The sequence below is a fragment of the Rhodococcus sp. NPDC057135 genome, from assembly GCF_042670865.1.
Classification (GTDB): Bacteria; Actinomycetota; Actinomycetes; order Mycobacteriales; family Mycobacteriaceae; genus Rhodococcus_F.
Genome location: NZ_JBHUUU010000018.1, coordinates 123,568 through 139,832, shown reverse-complemented (window position 1 = coordinate 139,832; position 16,265 = coordinate 123,568). Strand labels below are relative to the sequence as shown.

At 63.4% G+C, this 16,265-nt stretch carries 14 protein-coding genes; 8 read left to right on the top strand and 6 right to left on the bottom strand.

Annotated elements, in window-relative coordinates; all coding sequences use genetic code 11:
• Positions 1-126: 126 nt before the first annotated feature.
• The 3 genes from ACFT1A_RS27460 to cofC all read right to left on the bottom strand — a co-directional run bounded on the left by ACFT1A_RS27460 (position 127) and on the right by cofC (position 4,115).
• Positions 127-1,053, bottom strand: a complete 927-nt coding sequence (locus ACFT1A_RS27460) for a bifunctional NUDIX hydrolase/histidine phosphatase family protein (protein ID WP_378449571.1) — start codon at positions 1,051-1,053, stop codon at positions 127-129.
• A gap of 17 nt (positions 1,054-1,070) precedes the next feature.
• On the bottom strand, positions 1,071-3,230 hold the full coding sequence (locus ACFT1A_RS27455; RefSeq protein WP_378449575.1) for an RNA degradosome polyphosphate kinase: 2,160 nt from the start codon (positions 3,228-3,230) through the stop codon (positions 1,071-1,073).
• Positions 3,231-3,365: 135 nt separating this feature from the next.
• On the bottom strand, positions 3,366-4,115 hold the full coding sequence (cofC, locus tag ACFT1A_RS27450) for a 2-phospho-L-lactate guanylyltransferase (RefSeq protein WP_378449570.1): 750 nt from the start codon (positions 4,113-4,115) through the stop codon (positions 3,366-3,368).
• 126 nt (positions 4,116-4,241) lie between these two features.
• On the opposite strand from cofC, the gene ACFT1A_RS27445 reads away from it, so the two are divergent.
• The 3 genes from ACFT1A_RS27445 to ACFT1A_RS27435 all read left to right on the top strand — a co-directional run bounded on the left by ACFT1A_RS27445 (position 4,242) and on the right by ACFT1A_RS27435 (position 7,567).
• Entirely contained in the window at positions 4,242-5,240 is a 999-nt protein-coding gene (locus ACFT1A_RS27445) for an NAD(P)H-dependent glycerol-3-phosphate dehydrogenase (protein WP_019747941.1), read from the top strand.
• Complete coding sequence (locus ACFT1A_RS27440) at positions 5,237-6,388, top strand: cystathionine gamma-lyase (protein ID WP_378449569.1); 1,152 nt, start codon at positions 5,237-5,239, stop codon at positions 6,386-6,388. The genes ACFT1A_RS27445 and ACFT1A_RS27440 overlap by 4 nt, the downstream gene beginning before the upstream one ends.
• A 72-nt stretch (positions 6,389-6,460) precedes the next feature.
• Positions 6,461-7,567: a D-alanine--D-alanine ligase family protein gene (locus tag ACFT1A_RS27435; protein WP_378449568.1), complete on the top strand. Its 1,107-nt coding sequence runs from the start codon at positions 6,461-6,463 to the stop codon at positions 7,565-7,567.
• Here the strand turns inward: ACFT1A_RS27435 and ACFT1A_RS27430 are convergent, their stop codons facing one another.
• Positions 7,568-8,260: a DUF3515 domain-containing protein gene (locus ACFT1A_RS27430; protein ID WP_378449567.1), complete on the bottom strand. Its 693-nt coding sequence runs from the start codon at positions 8,258-8,260 to the stop codon at positions 7,568-7,570. It lies immediately after the preceding gene.
• A 77-nt stretch (positions 8,261-8,337) separates the two neighbouring features.
• On the opposite strand from ACFT1A_RS27430, the gene ACFT1A_RS27425 reads away from it, so the two are divergent.
• From ACFT1A_RS27425 to ACFT1A_RS27415, 3 genes are read left to right on the top strand one after another with little or no spacing between them, the layout of a single operon-like run.
• Complete coding sequence (locus ACFT1A_RS27425; RefSeq protein ID WP_378449566.1) at positions 8,338-9,387, top strand: thiamine-phosphate kinase; 1,050 nt, start codon at positions 8,338-8,340, stop codon at positions 9,385-9,387.
• Positions 9,388-9,396: 9 nt separating this feature from the next.
• A complete protein-coding gene (locus ACFT1A_RS27420) occupies positions 9,397-9,918 on the top strand; it encodes a gamma carbonic anhydrase family protein (protein WP_378449565.1) in 522 nt (173 codons plus the stop codon).
• The gene (locus tag ACFT1A_RS27415) at positions 9,918-10,589 is read left to right on the top strand and encodes a uracil-DNA glycosylase (protein ID WP_378449564.1); all 672 of its coding nucleotides are present in this window, start codon (positions 9,918-9,920) and stop codon (positions 10,587-10,589) included. The genes ACFT1A_RS27420 and ACFT1A_RS27415 overlap by 1 nt, the downstream gene beginning before the upstream one ends.
• Before the next feature lie 66 nt (positions 10,590-10,655).
• On the opposite strand, the gene ACFT1A_RS27410 is transcribed toward ACFT1A_RS27415, so the two are convergent.
• Both ACFT1A_RS27410 and rpmB read right to left on the bottom strand, forming a co-directional pair.
• Positions 10,656-11,450, bottom strand: a complete 795-nt coding sequence (locus ACFT1A_RS27410; RefSeq protein WP_378449563.1) for an enoyl-CoA hydratase-related protein — start codon at positions 11,448-11,450, stop codon at positions 10,656-10,658.
• Between the two features lie 131 nt (positions 11,451-11,581).
• Positions 11,582-11,773, bottom strand: coding sequence for a 50S ribosomal protein L28 (gene rpmB, locus ACFT1A_RS27405; protein WP_003942669.1), 192 nt, complete (start codon positions 11,771-11,773; stop codon positions 11,582-11,584).
• 333 nt (positions 11,774-12,106) lie between these two features.
• Here rpmB and ACFT1A_RS27400 point away from each other — a divergent pair, with 333 nt between their 5' ends.
• Positions 12,107-13,816, top strand: a complete 1,710-nt coding sequence (locus tag ACFT1A_RS27400; protein ID WP_378449562.1) for a DAK2 domain-containing protein — start codon at positions 12,107-12,109, stop codon at positions 13,814-13,816.
• A 73-nt stretch (positions 13,817-13,889) separates the two neighbouring features.
• On the top strand, positions 13,890-16,151 hold the full coding sequence (gene recG, locus ACFT1A_RS27395; RefSeq protein ID WP_378449574.1) for an ATP-dependent DNA helicase RecG: 2,262 nt from the start codon (positions 13,890-13,892) through the stop codon (positions 16,149-16,151).
• Positions 16,152-16,265: the final 114 nt, after the last annotated feature.

Below are 16,265 nucleotides of genomic sequence, written 5' to 3'. Positions count from 1 at the left end.
GTGCAGCCGCGGATTCAATCCGAGGCTGCACCTCTTTTTGCTGTCTCGGAGAAGTCTGAATTCTCCTGTGTTTCAATGCTTTGCAAAACTACCGAATCGGTCCCAGGCTCCGATTGCCCAAATCCCTCAGGAGTTGGCGACTTTGGGGAGCGGGCTGTCGAGGTGATCGGCCGCGACAAGACGGCCGTCGAGGAACGAGAGCACCCAGGTGCTCGCCTTACGGTTGCGTGCAGAGGGCAGTGTTACGCCGGCCGTATCGGCCCACCAGCGCATCAGATCGGGAATGACGCCTCCTTGGCTGCAGATCACGGGTGTGCCCTCCAGCGCGGCGATCTGCAACGCACGGGCCCGAGCGGCATCGGGATCGGCCGCATAACCTTCTTCGGTCAGAAGAGGTTCCGTAGAAATCTCGACACCCAATGCCTCTGCCAACGGCATCACCGTGTCGATGCAGCGAGTACGGTCGGCCGCGAAAACGGAATCGGCGCCGAAGATTTTCAGCTGCTCGACCAACGCGGCCGATTGCTCTTTGCCCTTGGCGTCGAGTGGACGCAGATTGTCGTCGCCCTTGTATCGCTTCCGGCTTCCGGCTTTTGCGTGGCGGACGAGTAATACCGTTTTGGTGTCCGGCCGAATGGAAACGAAGCGGCGAAGAATCATTCGATCCATCGGGTACGAAAGATGATCGGCGACCTCGGCGACCGGAAGCCAATAAAGAACATCCACTTCGTTATTCGGTCCGAAATCTCCGTCGACTGCTTCTGCCGACCAGTATTCGACCCGCTTGAGTTTGCGATGCCCCGGGATCGGGTATGTCACGCCACCGAGGTGCCTGCCGAAACGTCCGGTGATCGAGGTCTCTTCGCGCACCTCGCGAACCGCCGCGGTCAGGAAGGTCTCGCCGGGGTCGAGTTTCCCTTTGGGGAATGACCAGTCGTCGTACTTCGGTCGATGTACGACGGCGATCTCGATGGCGGAAGGATCCTCAGGAGCCTTCCGCCACAGAACCGCGCCTGCGGCAAAGATGTTGGCTTTGACCGGCTTGTCGCTCATTGTGTGATCCGAGCCCGTCAAGACCCGCTGGAGGTGCGGCTGCGCATCAACGACTGCTGATGCTCACGTACGTCCTCGCCGCGTTCGGGGGCAGCTACCCAACTGCCGTCCGGATGCAGTACCCAGCAGCGAGTTCGGGGATCGAGCGCGGAATCGAAGATGTCACCGAGTTGCTTCGACAGTTTCGGATCCTTGACCTGCACCATGACCTCGACGCGGCGATCGAGGTTGCGGTGCATCATGTCTGCGCTGCCGATCCAGAATTCGTCGGCAGAGCGGAAATGGAACATTCGCGAGTGTTCGAGGAACCGGCCGAGAATGGAACGTACTTCGATGTTTTCGCTGAGGCCCGGAACGCCCGGCTTGAGCGCGCATATTCCGCGGACCACGATCTCTACGGGGATACCGGCCTTGGAAGCGCGGTACAACGCGTCGATGACCTGCTCGTCCACCAATGCGTTGGCTTTCAATCGGATACCGGCATCGCGGCCCGCGAGCTTGTGAGCGATCTCGTTGTCGATCCGCTCGATGATCCCGCGGCGAACCCCGTACGGCGCGACGAGAAGGTTGCGGTAACTCGTCTTACGGGAGTATCCGGTCAGCGAGTTGAAGAGGTCGGTGAGGTCCGCGCCGATCTCCGGTGCTGCGGTGAGCAATCCGACGTCCTCGTACATGCGCGCGGTCTTCGGGTTGTAGTTGCCGGTGCCGATGTGGCAGTAACGGCGAATGGTCGACCCCTCACGCCTGACGACGAGGCACGTCTTGCAGTGAGTCTTGAGACCGACGAGACCGTAGACGACGTGAACGCCGGCCTGCTCGAGTTTGCGTGCCCACTTGATGTTGGCCTGCTCGTCGAAGCGCGCCTTGATCTCCACGAGGGCAACAACTTGCTTGCCGGCCTCGGCGGCGTCGATCAGTGCGTTGACGATGGGGGAGTCGCCGGAAGTGCGGTACAGGGTCTGCTTGATCGCGAGCACCTGCGGGTCGGCGGCGGCTTGTTCGATGAAGCGCTGAACGCTGGTGGAGAACGAGTCGTAAGGATGGTGGACGAGCACGTCGCCGTCGCGCAGGGTCGAGAACACACTCTTCGGCGTCTCGCGCTCGCCGAACGCCGGATGCGTCGCCGGGACGAACGGAGCGTCCTTGAGTGCCGGGCGGTCGACGGCGTAAACCTGCCAGAGGCAGGACAAGTCGAGGAGACCGGACACCTCGATCACGTCGGCCGGGTCGACGTCGAGTTCACGCAGAAGCAGTTCGAGCATGTGCTCGGTCATGTCGTCCGCGACTTCGAGTCGGACGGGCGAACCGAAACGGCGACGCGCCAATTCACGTTCGAGGGCCTGCAACAGATCCTCGTCGCGATCCTCTTCGACCTCGAAATCGGCGTTGCGCGTGATTCGGAAAGCGTGATGTTCGACGATTTCCATTCCGGGGAACAGTACGTCCAGATGAGCCGAAATCAGTTCTTCCATCGGGAGGAACGAGTCGATGGTCGACGAAGACGTCGTGCTCTTGACTCGCACGAACCGGCCGACGTTGTCCGGGACCTTGACGCGAGCGAAGTGTTCGCCGCGGGTGACGGAGTCCTTCACGGTGACGGCGAGATTGAGGCTCAGTCCGCTGATGTAGGGGAACGGGTGGGCGTGATCGACCGCCAGCGGCGTCAGTACCGGGAAGACCTGCTCGTGGAAATGCGCCGATAGTCGGCCGTGATCGTCGGCGCTGAGATCGGCCCACCGAACGATCGAAATGCCTTCTGCCGCCAGCGCGGGGCGGACCGAGTCGAGAAACACGTGTGCGTGCTTGTCGGCGAGTTCCTGGGTGCGGCGCGCGATGAGCGCCAATTGTTCGCGTGGGGAGAGTCCGTCAGCAGACCTGACCGACAGGCCCGTCTCGTCGCGGCGCTTGAGTCCGGCGACCCGGACCATGAAAAATTCGTCGAGATTGGAAGCGAAGATGGCGAGGAACTTTGCGCGTTCGAGCAACGGCAGTGACTCGTCGGCGGCCAATGCGAGAACGCGCGCATTGAAATCGAGCCAGCTGAGTTCGCGGTTGAGGTAACGATCCTCGGGGAGTCCGACGAGCAGTTCGGGTAGCTCTGCCTTGGTAGCTGCAGGGGGAGCGCCCGGGATGTTGGTGGCAGTCGCGACGGCCTGAGATCGAGTCGAGGCGGCCACGCCGTTCTCGTGTCGGTCGGAGCTGTGGTCTCCGTCCGACTGGTCTTCGGAAATACGGTTTTCGAGTGCTTCGCCATTGCTCACTCGTCGATCATCCCCCACAATCGCGCGGTCCGACAATCGATGAAAGAAAATTCATCGACTGTTCGACGGCGCGGCCTTGAGTCTGGTCAACGAAGCCAGTGTGGCTGGGCCTACTCCCAGTGCTCGCACAGTGTCGAGGTCGGCATGAGTGTCGACGTCGGTCCGCAGTCCCGGCCACTGGCCGGTCAGTCGTCGTGCACCTGAATTGGTATGTCCGCGTGCGGATTCCGGGCCGAATAGAGGGTCGAGTGAGCTCTCGCCACACGCAAAGAGTGCCGAGGTGCCGGTGCCGTGGTGATCGACGACGACGGAACGCCCGCCGCTTCGGGCCGCGACCACAGCCTCCGACAACTCACTCGGTTGCATAGCGGGCAAGTCGGCTTGCAGCACAACGAGGTCGACCACTCCGCGCTTGGCCCGGATATCGGCGGCCGCTGCGCTCAACGCGGCGTTGAGGGTTTCCTCCGTGCGTGGTGTGGCGCCGTTGGTTCGTGCGGCGTCGGGAGCTGGATCGGCATAGACGGTGACGCCGGCGGAATACGCCAGAGCGGCGACCGTCGGGTCGGGGGTGACCACTGTGACGCTGTCGATAGCCGAGACGGCGGCAACAGTGGACAGGGTGTCGTGAAGCATTGCCAACACGAGGTCCGCACGCGCGTCCGAGTCGAGTTCGTCCGCGAGGCGAGACTTGGCCGATCTCAAGGACTTGACGGCAACTATCGCATGCATGGGGCGTTCGATCTCCGCGTGCGCATGCGGCGTCTCCACGACGTGTGGGTACGGGGGTTCCGCGCTGTCCATTCCTCGATCTTGCCAGTCATCGCGCTTGGTGTCCGCGGCTGCCCACCGCAGCGAGCTACAGGCGATACTCTGTGCAGACGATTTTTCTGGCGGCGACCCGCTTCGCCGGGTAGACGGGGTGAGCGTGTGAGTAAGGCAGCTGTACTGGGCGCAGGTTCGTGGGGAACGGCGTTGGCGAAGGTGATGGCCGAGGCCGGAACCGACGTGACGATGTGGGCCAGGCGTGAAGAGGTCGCCAAGCGCATCGACACCACGCACGAGAACAGCGACTATCTGCCAGGCATTGCTTTGCCTTCGTCGATTCGCGCGACCCACCACCACGAGGAGGCGATGGCAGGCGCGGACTTCATCGTGCTGGCGGTTCCCTCGCAGTCGCTACGGGGAAACCTGGAGCAGTGGAAGGGCTCGATCGGACCCGATGCGACTCTGCTGAGTCTGGCCAAGGGGATCGAGACCGGGACGCTCATGCGCATGAGCCAGGTCATCGTGTCGGTGACCGGCGTGGAACCCGGGCGCGTCGCAGTGCTCTCGGGTCCGAATCTTGCACACGAGATCGCCAGCGGGCAGCCCGCGGCGACGGTGATCGCCTGCTCGGATTCCTCGCGTGCCCTCGCTCTCCAGGATGCTTGCGCTACCGGCTATTTCAGGCCGTACACCAATTCCGACGTCATCGGTTGTGAGATCGGTGGTGCGTGCAAGAACGTGATCGCACTGGCCTGCGGCATGGCCGCCGGTAGTGGGTTCGGCGACAACACCGTTGCCAGCATCATCACCCGTGGGCTCGCCGAGACGATTCGTCTCGGCGTTGCGCTCGGTGCCAAGGCATCGACACTTGCCGGTCTGGCGGGAGTCGGGGACCTGGTTGCGACCTGCACCTCCGAGCTGTCGCGAAACCGGACGTTCGGCGAGCGGCTCGGACGGGGCGGGTCGATGGAGTCGGCGCAGAAGGCGACAAACGGGCAGGTCGCCGAGGGCGTGAAGTCGTGCACGTCGGTGCGCGCACTCGCTGCCGGATACGACGTCGAGATGCCGTTGACCGACGCCGTCCATCGGGTGTGCCACGAAGGTATGGCCGTCAGCGATGCAATCGGTCAGTTGCTCGGACGCCGGACCAAGCCGGAATGAGCGAAATCGGTGTGAGTCACTTCGAGGGTTACGGGGATTCGACGCGCAGCGTCAGCGCGGTAGCGCGGGAACACGCGGCAGGTCAGCCGATGCAACTCGGCCCGATATTCGCTGCGCCGTACCAACTTTCGGCCGACGAAGGTTCCGAATCCGATACCTACGCTCGGGCATCGAACCCGGGTTGGCGCGGACTCGAATCTGCGCTCGCGGCGCTCGAGGGAGCGGACCACGCACTCGTCATGGGTTCGGGAATGTCCGCGATCACCGCGACCTTGCGCAGCGTGCTCGTCACCGGGGATACCGTCGTCGTGCCCTCGGACGGGTACTACCAGGTGCGGTTGTACGCGAACGAACGGTTGGCGCCGTTGGGGATCACCGTTCGGGAGGTCTCGACCCTGCAGATGGGTGACGCGAGCTTCGCGGATCTGATCGAGGCGTCGCCGGGCCGCGTAGTCGTCGTCGCCGAGACGCCGTCCAACCCGGTGCTGGACGTGGTCGACCTTCGCGTGCTCGCCGACGTGTGCCACCGTTCGGGTGCACTCCTGATCGTCGACAACACGACTGCAACACCGCTGGGCCAGCGCCCGCTCGAATTGGGTGCCGACATCGTGGTGGCCAGCGGCACCAAGGCCCTCAGCGGGCACAGTGACCTCCTGATGGGTTACGTCGCTACCTCCGATGCGGCGGTCGGTCAGCGAATCGAGCGCGAGCGACTCCTCTCGGGAACGGTGCTCGGACCCTTCGAGACGTGGCTCGCGCACCGGAGTCTCGGCACGGCAGGACTGCGATTCGGGCGTCAGTGCGACAACGCGCTTGCGCTGGCCGAGATGTTGGTAGGTCACAAAGCAGTCCGGTCCGTTCGTTACCCCGGCCTTCGCGGTGACCCGTCCTTCGCAACGGCATCCGGTCAGATGAATCGATTCGGCGGATTGGTGAGCGTCGAGTTGGATTCAGCTCAGGCGTTCCACTCGTTCGTCGACGCGAGTGCTCTCGTCACGGCTGCCACCAGCTTCGGCGGGATCCACACGACGGCGGATCGCCGAGCGCGCTGGGGCGATCCGGTCAGTGCGGGTTTTGTCCGAATCGCTTGTGGCATCGAGGACACCACCGATCTCCTGGCCGATATCGAGCGCGCACTCGACGTGTAGACGGACCACGTCGATGATTTCCGGTCCGGCCCGATCGCGTGCCGAAGTCGATTCGGCGGTACGGTTTGACGCGTGAACAGCAGCCGTACCCGCGTGGCCGTTATCTTCGGTGGCCGGAGCAATGAGCATTCAGTGTCCTGTGTTTCCGCCGGAAGCGTCCTGAGCAACCTCGACCCCGATCGGTACGACGTCGTACCGATCGGCATCACCGTCGACGGTTCCTGGGTGCTCGGTTCGAGCGACCCCAGCTCCCTGGCGATCAGTGGGCGAGCGCTGCCGTCGGTCGACAAGGACGGAACCTCGGTGGTCCTCAGCGCGGACCCCACCCGCGGGGGCGAGGTCATCTCCTTCGACGGCTCGGACGCCGGGGCTGTGCTCGCATCGGTCGACGTCGTGTTCCCGGTCCTACACGGCGCTTACGGCGAAGACGGCACCATTCAAGGTCTGCTCGAACTTGCCGGGGTTCCGTACGTCGGACCCGGAGTCCTGGCCAGCGCAGCAGGCATGGACAAGGAGTTCACGAAGAAGCTTCTTGCCGCTGAAGGACTTCCCGTCGGAGTGCAGGTCGTGCTTCGACCGGGAATCGCAACGCTGACCGAAGAGCAGAAGGCGGAGTTGGGCCTTCCGGTGTTCGTGAAGCCCGCTCGAGGTGGTTCGTCCATCGGGATCACGCGGGTGAGCGATTGGGAGGGGCTGGACGGGGCAATCGCTCATGCACGCCTGCACGATCCCAAGGTGATCGTCGAAGGCGCGATCATCGGCCGTGAGGTGGAATGCGGCGTCCTCGAATTCCCGAACGGTGACGTCAAAGCGAGCGTGGTCGCCGAGATCCGGATGCCGGATTCCGACGCCGATTCGGACGCGTTCTACGACTTCGACACCAAGTACCTCGACGACGTCTGCGAATTCGACATCCCCGCGTTACTCGACGAGTCGGTGAGCGACCAGATTCGAGAGCTGGCCGTCCGTGCGTTCAAGGCACTCGATTGCCAGGGACTCTCGCGGGTCGATTTCTTCGTGACCGAGAACGGCCCGGTGATCAACGAGATCAACACGATGCCGGGGTTCACCTCCATCTCGATGTACCCGAAGATGTGGAACGCTACCGGAATCGATTACCGCACTTTGATTTCGACGCTGATCGACACAGCTGTCGCTCGCGGCACCGGGCTTCGCTGATCAGGGAACCGCGACCGGCGCCGGGTCGAGAGGCTTCTGCTCCAGAGTCGCCGTGATGGTGTCGGAAATCTCCTGAATCGGCGTCGGGCCGGTCCCGTCGGGAACCGTGATGCCGATGTACTCACCACGGTCGACGGCAAACCAGGTGCTGGCCGCCAGACCGATGTCGGTTCCCGAGACCTGGAACCACTGGACGCCGTTCACGACCTGGAGCGCGGCCGCCTGGTCGAACTCGGTCGGACGATCGAGCCCGCAGCGCAAGACGATCGGCTCACCTTCGCTGCGCTGCCACGCGGCTGCTCCGGCCGGGGCAGGTTCCACCAACTCGGCTTTCGTGAAGTCGTCGATCTTGTCGGGAAGCGCGCCGAGGAGAGAAACGCAGGCCTCCGACTCGGCTGCCGGCGCCGGTACGGGTCCCAGCGCTACCGGCGAGAGTTCAGGATTATTGCCCGCGACAACGGCTGCGATCACCACTCCGACGATCAGGGCTACCGGCAGTGCGATGGCAGTGGCGATCAGCGCCGGGCTGCGGCGCTCGGTCGGATCGTCCTCGCCGTCGGGGTCGATGTCGGCGTTGTCTGCGGTGGAAGTGTTGTCTGCCATGCTCTGTTCTTCGCTCGGGTCCTGGTCCAGTCGATGAGCGGTCTTGTCACTTCTGAGGACACGTCGGTGAATCGGTAGGATTGCCGACACACGCGTGAGCTTGCAGAAGCGTTCACGACCACAGCTAGAAGGTACCGCAGGCCGCTTACGAGCGAATTGCGTCGGCATTGGAGACACTCATCGCATCATCGGAGTTCACCGCATCATCGGAGTCCACTGCATCATCGGAGTTCGAATCACAGCCCACTGTCGAGCAGGTGGGGGAGTTCGACGTGATCGCGCGATCTCTGGTCGGCCGAATCCAACCGGTCACCACCGAATTGGGGCCGGGTGACGATGCCGCGATCGTGACGTCCGGTGACGGCCGCGTGGTTGTCTCGTCCGACATGTTGGTCGAAGGTCGGCATTTCCGAGTGGACTGGTCTTCGCCACGGGACATCGGCCGCAAGGCGGTGGCCCAGAACGCCGCTGATGTGGTTTCGATGGGAGCCAGGCCGACGGCATTCACGGTGTCGCTGGGGTGCCCGCCCTCGACTCCCGTCGACGTGATCGACGGAATCTCGGCCGGGATCTGGGACGCGGCAACAGATCTGGGGGCCGGTGTGGTCGGCGGTGACCTGGTCCAGTCACCGGTGATCGTCGTGTCGGTGACTGTGCTCGGCGATCTCGGTGGCCGTCAGGCAGTTCTCCGTTCGGGTGCAAAGGTCGGTGACAAGATCGCTGTCGCCGGGCTGTTCGGTTGCTCGGCAGCGGGATTGGCACTACTGCTCGACGAAACCGAACTGCTGGACGAAACCGGCAGTTTTCCAGATTTACTTGCCTCTCATCGTGTTCCGAATCCGCCGTATCAATCGGCATGGGACGCCGCAGAATCAGCACACTCGATGACGGACGTCTCCGACGGATTGATCGCGGACCTTCGACATCTCGCAGAGGCATCACACGTACGGTGCGACATCGTGTCGGCCGCGGTTCCCACCTCAGCAGACGTCTCGTCGGCGGCCGAGGCGCTCGATGTCGATCCGCTGCACTGGATCTTGTCCGGTGGTGAAGATCACGGATTTGCAGCAACTTTCGGACCGGAGGTCGAGATTCCGTCGGGATGGACTGTGATCGGTGAGGTCGTCGCAGGTTCCGGTGTCTCCGTCGACGGTTCTCTTCGCGAGAGCGGTGGGGGTTGGCACAGCTTTTCGACCACCGGCACCACTGCGGTATAGGTTGCTTTCATGGCTGTATATGCACTTGGAGACAGAGTTCCGGACATACATCCGGACGCATACGTCCACCCGGACGCGGTGGTGATCGGCGCCGTGACTCTCGCGGCGGGCACCTCGATCTGGCCGCAAGCGGTGTTGCGTGGTGACTACGGAACCATTTCGGTCGGTCTCGGATCGAATATCCAGGACGGAACCGTCATCCACTGCACTGCAATCGATGCGACCGTCATCGGTTCGGGCTGCGTCGTGGGCCACAACGCACACATCGAAGGTTCGACCATCGAAGACAACTGCTTGATCGCATCGGGGTCCGTGGTCCTCAACGGAACGGTGATCGGTACGGGGTCGATCGTCGCCGCTGGTGCCGTGGTGGCTAACAAGATGCAGGTTCCGCCGCGCAGCATGGCGCTCGGTGTGCCCGCCAAGGTCCGTGCGGGATACGAGGTTCCGCTCGGTCACCTCGACGGCAACGTCAAGATGTACGCAGCCAATGCGGCGTACTACCGCGACGCGTTGCGCAGGCTCGACTGATGGCGCCGCTTGCAGAGATCGTCGATCCAGGGTGGGCGCGGGCACTCGAACCGGTGTCGGAGCAGATCTCCGCGATGGGCACGTTCTTGCGTGAAGAGATCGCTGCGGGGCGAGAGTATCTGCCGGCGGGGGAGAACGTCTTGCGTGCGTTCACGAATCCGTTCGAAGACGTTCGAGTGCTCATCGTCGGTCAAGACCCCTACCCGACGCCCGGTCATGCTGTCGGGTTGAGCTTTTCGGTCGCCCCGGACGTGCGGCCGGTTCCGCGAAGCCTCGGCAACATCTACAAGGAATATCACCAGGATCTCGGATTGCCGATACCGTCGAACGGCGATCTGACTCCGTGGTCGAAACAAGGTGTGCTGCTTCTCAATCGCGTTCTCACCGTGCAGCCGGGTCAAGCCGCTTCGCATCGTAAGAAGGGCTGGGAACCGGTGACCGAGCAGGCCATTCGCGCTCTGGTCGCGCGATCGTCACCGATGGTCGCGATCTTGTGGGGTCGCGACGCGGCTACTCTCGCGCCGATGCTCGGCGACACACCGATCATCGAATCCGCGCATCCGTCACCACTTTCGGCTTCGCGCGGTTTCTTCGGTTCGCGTCCGTTCAGTCGTGCGAACGAGCTCTTGACCGGACTCGGAGCTGATCCGGTCGACTGGAATCTGGGCTGAACGAACTGCGTCTGAACGAACTGCCGTGCCGAATGTCGTGACGCGACGTTCGGCACGGCAATTCGATTACGCCTGCTTTGCGGACGTGAAATCGGGGCGACGCTTGTCGACGAACGCGTCGACACCCTCGCGGCCGACGGGGCTGTTCGCTGCGAGGGCGATGGACGCGGCTTCGGCGTCGAGTTGCTCGGCAAGCGAGTTCGTCCGCGACGAACGCAGCAGCGCTTTGATTCCCGAGTACGACGTGCTCGGTCCGTTGGCCAAGGCGCGGGCGAGGCGCGCTGCCTCTTCCTGAACCTCGTCGTCGCCGACGAGTCGGGTGAGGATCCCCAGCCGGACGGCTTCGTCGCCACCGATCACCGAATCGTTGAGAAGAATTTCGCGAGCGCGTGCCACGCCGACGATGCGGGGGAGCGTCCATGACATTCCGCCATCCGGGGTGAAACCGATGGAGGGGTAGGCGGGACGAAGCTTGGTGCCGGTGCCGCCGATTGCGACGTCGGCGAGGCAGACCAGGCTCATTCCGGCGCCGGCAGCCCATCCGTGGACCCCGGCCACCACTGGGGCGGTCGCGGCGTCGAGCGCGCGAACGAACACGTGGAAGACGCGGGCAACTTCGGCCACGTACTCGCCGCGGTCGGGGGCTGCGGCGAACGCACGGACGTTGCCTCCGGCACAGAAGTTTGCGCCTTCGCCGACCAGCAGGATGCTCCCGATGTCGTTTCCGACTGTCTCGAGCGCCTGCGCGCCCTGAACCAGTCCTTCGTCGTCGAGGGAGGTGCCGTTGGCGGCGGTGGAAATGGTGATGCGGAGTACGCCCTCGTCGAGGGTCACCTTGCTCAGGTCATCGATAGAAGTCACTCAACGCACATTACGGGTGTCTGACAGCCATACGAAACACGGGGACATATAGATACAGCCACATAGATACAGCTCTGCCCCCGTCACCGAAGTGACGGGGGCAGAGCCTGCAATAGTTTGTGCTCGGGCAATCAGCCCCGAGCGACCTTGCCTGCCTTCAGGCAGGAGGTGCACACGTTGACCTTACGGGTGTTACCCGGGGCAACCTCGGTACGAACAGACTGAATGTTCGGGTTCCAGCGACGATTGGTACGCCGGTGCGAGTGCGAGACCGACTTACCGAAGCCGGGCCCCTTGGCGCATACGTCGCAGACGGCAGCCATAGTCGCGAACTCCTTGTTAGAAATGAATATTGAAGTGGTTACCCTACACGGTAGGGCAGCCAGAATTACAATCCGAATATACTCGACTTCGAACCGATCCTTGACCGCTCACTGTGCAGCCGAACGTGAAAACAGTCAATCAGCAACAAACAAAGTGCAGCAATATTTCGTGTAGCCCGTTCGAGGCAACCGTGTAAGAGTAACCGCTTCCGGCCCGAATGGCCAAACCGCCCGGTAATGACGGTTGCGCAGAAGCGTCGGACTACCCTCGACTGCACCGATCACCGATCTCTTTTTCATCGTCAGTCTTTCCATCGTCGAGGGGAACCGTCAGTGGGGGAAGTACAAGGCGTCGCCGAAGAAGCAGAATCCGTCGCGGACGGACACCTGCTGCGGCGCTGGGCTCGCCGGGCCGTCGACAGCCTCCAGAAACGTCGTGGGGAGATCAACAGCCTCAACGTCTTTCCCATCCCTGATTCGGATACCGGCACCAATCTGTTGTTCACGATGCGGGCCGCGCTCGATTCCGCCGAGACGATCGAGGACGACGTCCGCAGTGCGGGCCGCGTCGCCAACGCTCTGGCTCGGGGCGCCGTCTCCGGCGCCCGAGGCAATTCCGGAGTGATCCTCTCCCAGGTGATCCGGGGTATCGCCGAGAGCGTTCAAGGCGAGCACATCGACGGCCGCAGCTTCGCGAACTCACTGACTACGGCGACGACGCTGGCCTCACGGGCTGTCTCCGATCTGGTTGAAGGCACCATCGTCACAGTTCTGCGTGCATCGGGAGAAGCAGCGCAAGAGTGCGTCGATACGAGGACGCCGAGCGGCGAGGACCTTGCTTCCGTAGTTGCCGCTGCTGCCGACGCCGCTGCGGTCGCACTGAACAAGACGCCGGAGCAACTGGACGTTCTGGCGTCCGCCGGGGTGGTCGATGCCGGGGGATTCGGTCTCGTTCTGATCCTCGACGCCTTTGTCGAGGTGGTCACCGGGAAGTCTCAGGTCCGCGAGGATCTGGGAACACCGGACCTGCGCTCGACCTCCCTGGTCGATGTCAGTGCATTCGATCACGATTGGGCTCACAAGAGCCCGATCGAATGTGGTGATCACTCGGAGCAGGATTTCGAGGTCATGTACCTCGTCGACGACTCCGACGACGATCGGATGGCGGCGCTGCGCACGCGACTCTCCGTCCTCGGGGATTCGACGGTCATCGTCAGCGACGGCTTCGGCGGCTGGTCCGTGCACGTACATTGCTGCGATGCCGGCGCGGCGGTGGAAGCAGGCCTCGAGGCCGGAAAGGTCCACGGCATTCGCATCAGCAGTTTTCTCGTCGACGAACGCGACCAGCTGGTGGCACGGGCGGAGAGGCGATTCCCGGGCGCCGGCGCACGCGGCGTTCTGGCCGTCGTCGCCGGTGAAAGCGCGTCGGCGTTGTTCGAGAGTGAGGGCGCGACCGTTCTTCGTTGCGACGATGCGCCGGTCACACGCGCGCAGCTGCTCGGCCGCATTCGTCAGATGGAGCGAAGCGAAGTCCTGGTGTTGCCGAACGGAGCTTTGACCGCTCAGGAACTGGTCGCAGTCAGTGCCGCTGCACGCGATCCGCTTCACCAGGTCCTGCTGCTGTCGACGTCGTCGATGGTGCAGGGCTTGGCCGCCCTCGCCGTTCACGACGCCCAGCGCAACGTTGCCGACGACGGCTTCACGATGTCCGAGGCTGCAGCGGCGACGCGCTGGGGATCTTTGCGTATTGCCGTCGAGCGCTCGCTGACCTACGTCGGGACGTGTGATCCGGGGGACGCCATCGGGTTGATGGGTCACGAGGTGGTGCTCATCGGTCCCGATGTCGCCGAGTCGAGTGCGCGATTGGTCGATCTTGCGCTCGGATCCGGCGGTGAACTCGTGACCCTTCTCATGGGGGCCGACGCACCGGACGACCTGGCAGCACAGTTGGAGGCCCACGTGATCGCGCACCACCCGGGTGTGGACGTACTCGTGTATCAGGGTGATCAGCCCGGTGACCTGTTCCAGTTGGGCGTGGAGTGATCGGACCGAGTCTGTCGGTGACTGCTGATATACGAACACCTGTGCTTACCGCGACACTGTGCTGGAGGAACTGATGGCGACGCTCGGCGACCCACTCGATCGGCTGCTGGGAAAGAAGACCGCGGACGCGCTCGACGAGGCATTCGAGATCCGGATCGTCGAGGACTTGCTGCGTCACTACCCACACCGGTACGCGTCGGCAGGCAAGGAGCTTGCCGAGAAAGAGCCGCCCGAGGGCGAGCACATCACCATCATCGCGCGGGTGGCGTCGGCAGCCGTCGTGAAGATGAAGAACCGTCCAGGACAGATGCTGAGGGTCTCGCTCGCGACCGATTCGCAGACCGTCGACGTCACGTTCTTCAATCCGCAGAAGGTGCGTCACGTCATCAAGCCCGGCGTGCGGGCGATGTTCTCCGGGACGGTCAAGTACTTCCGCGGGAAGTGGTCTCTCACTCATCCGAGCTACCTGATCCTCCCGGAACCTCGTGTCGGCGAAGAGGATTCAGTAGTTCCCCTGGCATCCATCAAGGGGGCCGGCGACCTTGCCGGTCTGGCTCGCGCAAATCAGGACCCCGGCGCAGAACTCGATCTCTCCGTCTTCGACCGGGCATTGATCCCGCTGTACCCGGCGACCCGCGAGGTCGAGAGTTGGACAATCATGCGGTGCGTGCGGCAGGTACTCGACCAACTCGATCCGATCGAGGAGCCGCTGCCTGACGAGACTCGGGCCGAGCACGGGTTCATCGGCTTGGACGAAGCTCTGCGAACCGTGCACCTTCCCGATACCAAGGAAGACATCGAACGTGCACAGGATCGTCTGCGCTTCGACGAGGCTCTGTCTCTGCAGTTGGTCCTCGCGATGCGGCGTCACGACAACTCCGAGCGTGTAGCTCCGGCCTGCACTGCGGTTGCCGGCGGGGTCGCTGATCAATTCGAGGAGATGCTCCCGTTCACGCTGACGGAGGGACAGCAAGCAGTCGCGGCGGAGATCTCCAGCGATCTTGCCCGCCCACACCCGATGAGCAGGCTTCTTCAGGGCGAGGTCGGGTCCGGCAAGACGATCGTGGCCTTGCGCGCGATGTTGCAGGTCGTCGACGCGGGCTATCAGTGCGCGCTGCTCGCACCCACCGAAGTCCTCGCCAATCAGCACGCGCGATCACTGCGCAAGATGATGGGTCCGCTGGCCGCAGGTGGTGAGCTCGGTTCAGCCGAACACTCCACCCGTATCGCCCTTCTGACCGGTTCGCTACCGGTGGCCGCGAAACGCGCAGCGCTGCTCGAAGCCGTGACCGGCGACGCCGGGATTGTCATCGGTACCCATGCGCTCATCCAGGACAACGTCGAGTTCTTCAATCTCGGGATGGTCGTGGTCGACGAGCAGCACCGCTTCGGCGTCGAGCAACGTGATCAGTTGCGATCGCGGGCACGTGAAGGCCTGAGTCCGCATCTGCTGGTGATGACGGCAACGCCGATTCCGCGAACCATCGCCATGACGGTGCTCGGCGATCTCGAGGTATCGACCCTGCGGGAGCTACCGCGTGGGCGTACTCCGATCAAGAGCAACGTCGTGCCTGCAAAGCAGAAGCCGCAGTGGGTGGATCGCGCGTGGGAACGAATTCGGGAGGACGTTGCCGACGGCCGTCAGGCGTATGTCGTGTGCTCGCGGATCGGCGACGGTGAGCAGGGCGCAGGCGAAGACCAGTTCACCGACGAGAAGCAGCCGGAGACCAAGTCGGCGGTCGACGTCTTCGAGGAGCTGTCGAGCGGCCCGCTGGCCGATCTGCGAGTCGGATTGCTGCACGGTCGACTGCCTTCCGACGAAAAAGACGTCGTCATGAGCGCGTTCAACGTCGGTGACATCGACGTCCTTGTCTGCACGACGGTCGTCGAAGTCGGTGTGGACGTCCCGAACGCGACGGTGATGGTGATCGTCGACGCCGAACGGTTCGGTGTCAGTCAGCTCCATCAGCTGCGTGGTCGTGTCGGCCGTGGAAAGCACCAGGGACTCTGCATTCTCGTCACCGGAAGCAATCCCGGCGGGCCCGCATACGAGCGACTCTCCGCGGTGGCCGCGACCAACGACGGGTTCGAACTGGCTCAGCTCGACCTCGCGACCAGGCGCGAAGGCGACATCCTCGGAGCTGCGCAGTCGGGCACGACCTCGAACCTGCGGCTGCTTTCTCTCATGGCACACGGAGACATCCTCGAATCCGCCCGGGAGTTCGCCCAGGGAATCGTCGACGACGATCCATCGCTCGACGGTCATCCCGCCCTGGCTTCCATGGTGACCGCCGCGCTGGACTCCGACCGGATCGAGTACCTCGAGAAGTCGTGACGGGTATGACGACAAGCTGAAATCGAATAGCACGAGGACCGCCGGGTTGGTTTCTCGATTCAGTCCGAAATATGAGACTCCGCATGTAGACGCAAGATGAAATCGGGGTAGTTT

Bases quoted from the DNA above. Each gene is read 5' to 3' on its own strand.
- ACFT1A_RS27440 (WP_378449569.1), top strand. From the start codon at position 5,237: ATGAGCGAAATCGGTGTGAGTCACTTCGAGGGTTACGGGGATTCGACG.
- ACFT1A_RS27420 (WP_378449565.1), top strand. From the start codon at position 9,397: ATGGCTGTATATGCACTTGGAGACAGAGTTCCGGACATACATCCGGAC.
- ACFT1A_RS27415 (WP_378449564.1), top strand. From the start codon at position 9,918: ATGGCGCCGCTTGCAGAGATCGTCGATCCAGGGTGGGCGCGGGCACTC.
- recG (WP_378449574.1), top strand. From the start codon at position 13,890: ATGGCGACGCTCGGCGACCCACTCGATCGGCTGCTGGGAAAGAAGACC.
- ACFT1A_RS27460 (WP_378449571.1), bottom strand. From the start codon at position 1,053: ATGAGCGACAAGCCGGTCAAAGCCAACATCTTTGCCGCAGGCGCGGTT.
- cofC (WP_378449570.1), bottom strand. From the start codon at position 4,115: ATGGACAGCGCGGAACCCCCGTACCCACACGTCGTGGAGACGCCGCAT.
- rpmB (WP_003942669.1), bottom strand. From the start codon at position 11,773: ATGGCTGCCGTCTGCGACGTATGCGCCAAGGGGCCCGGCTTCGGTAAG.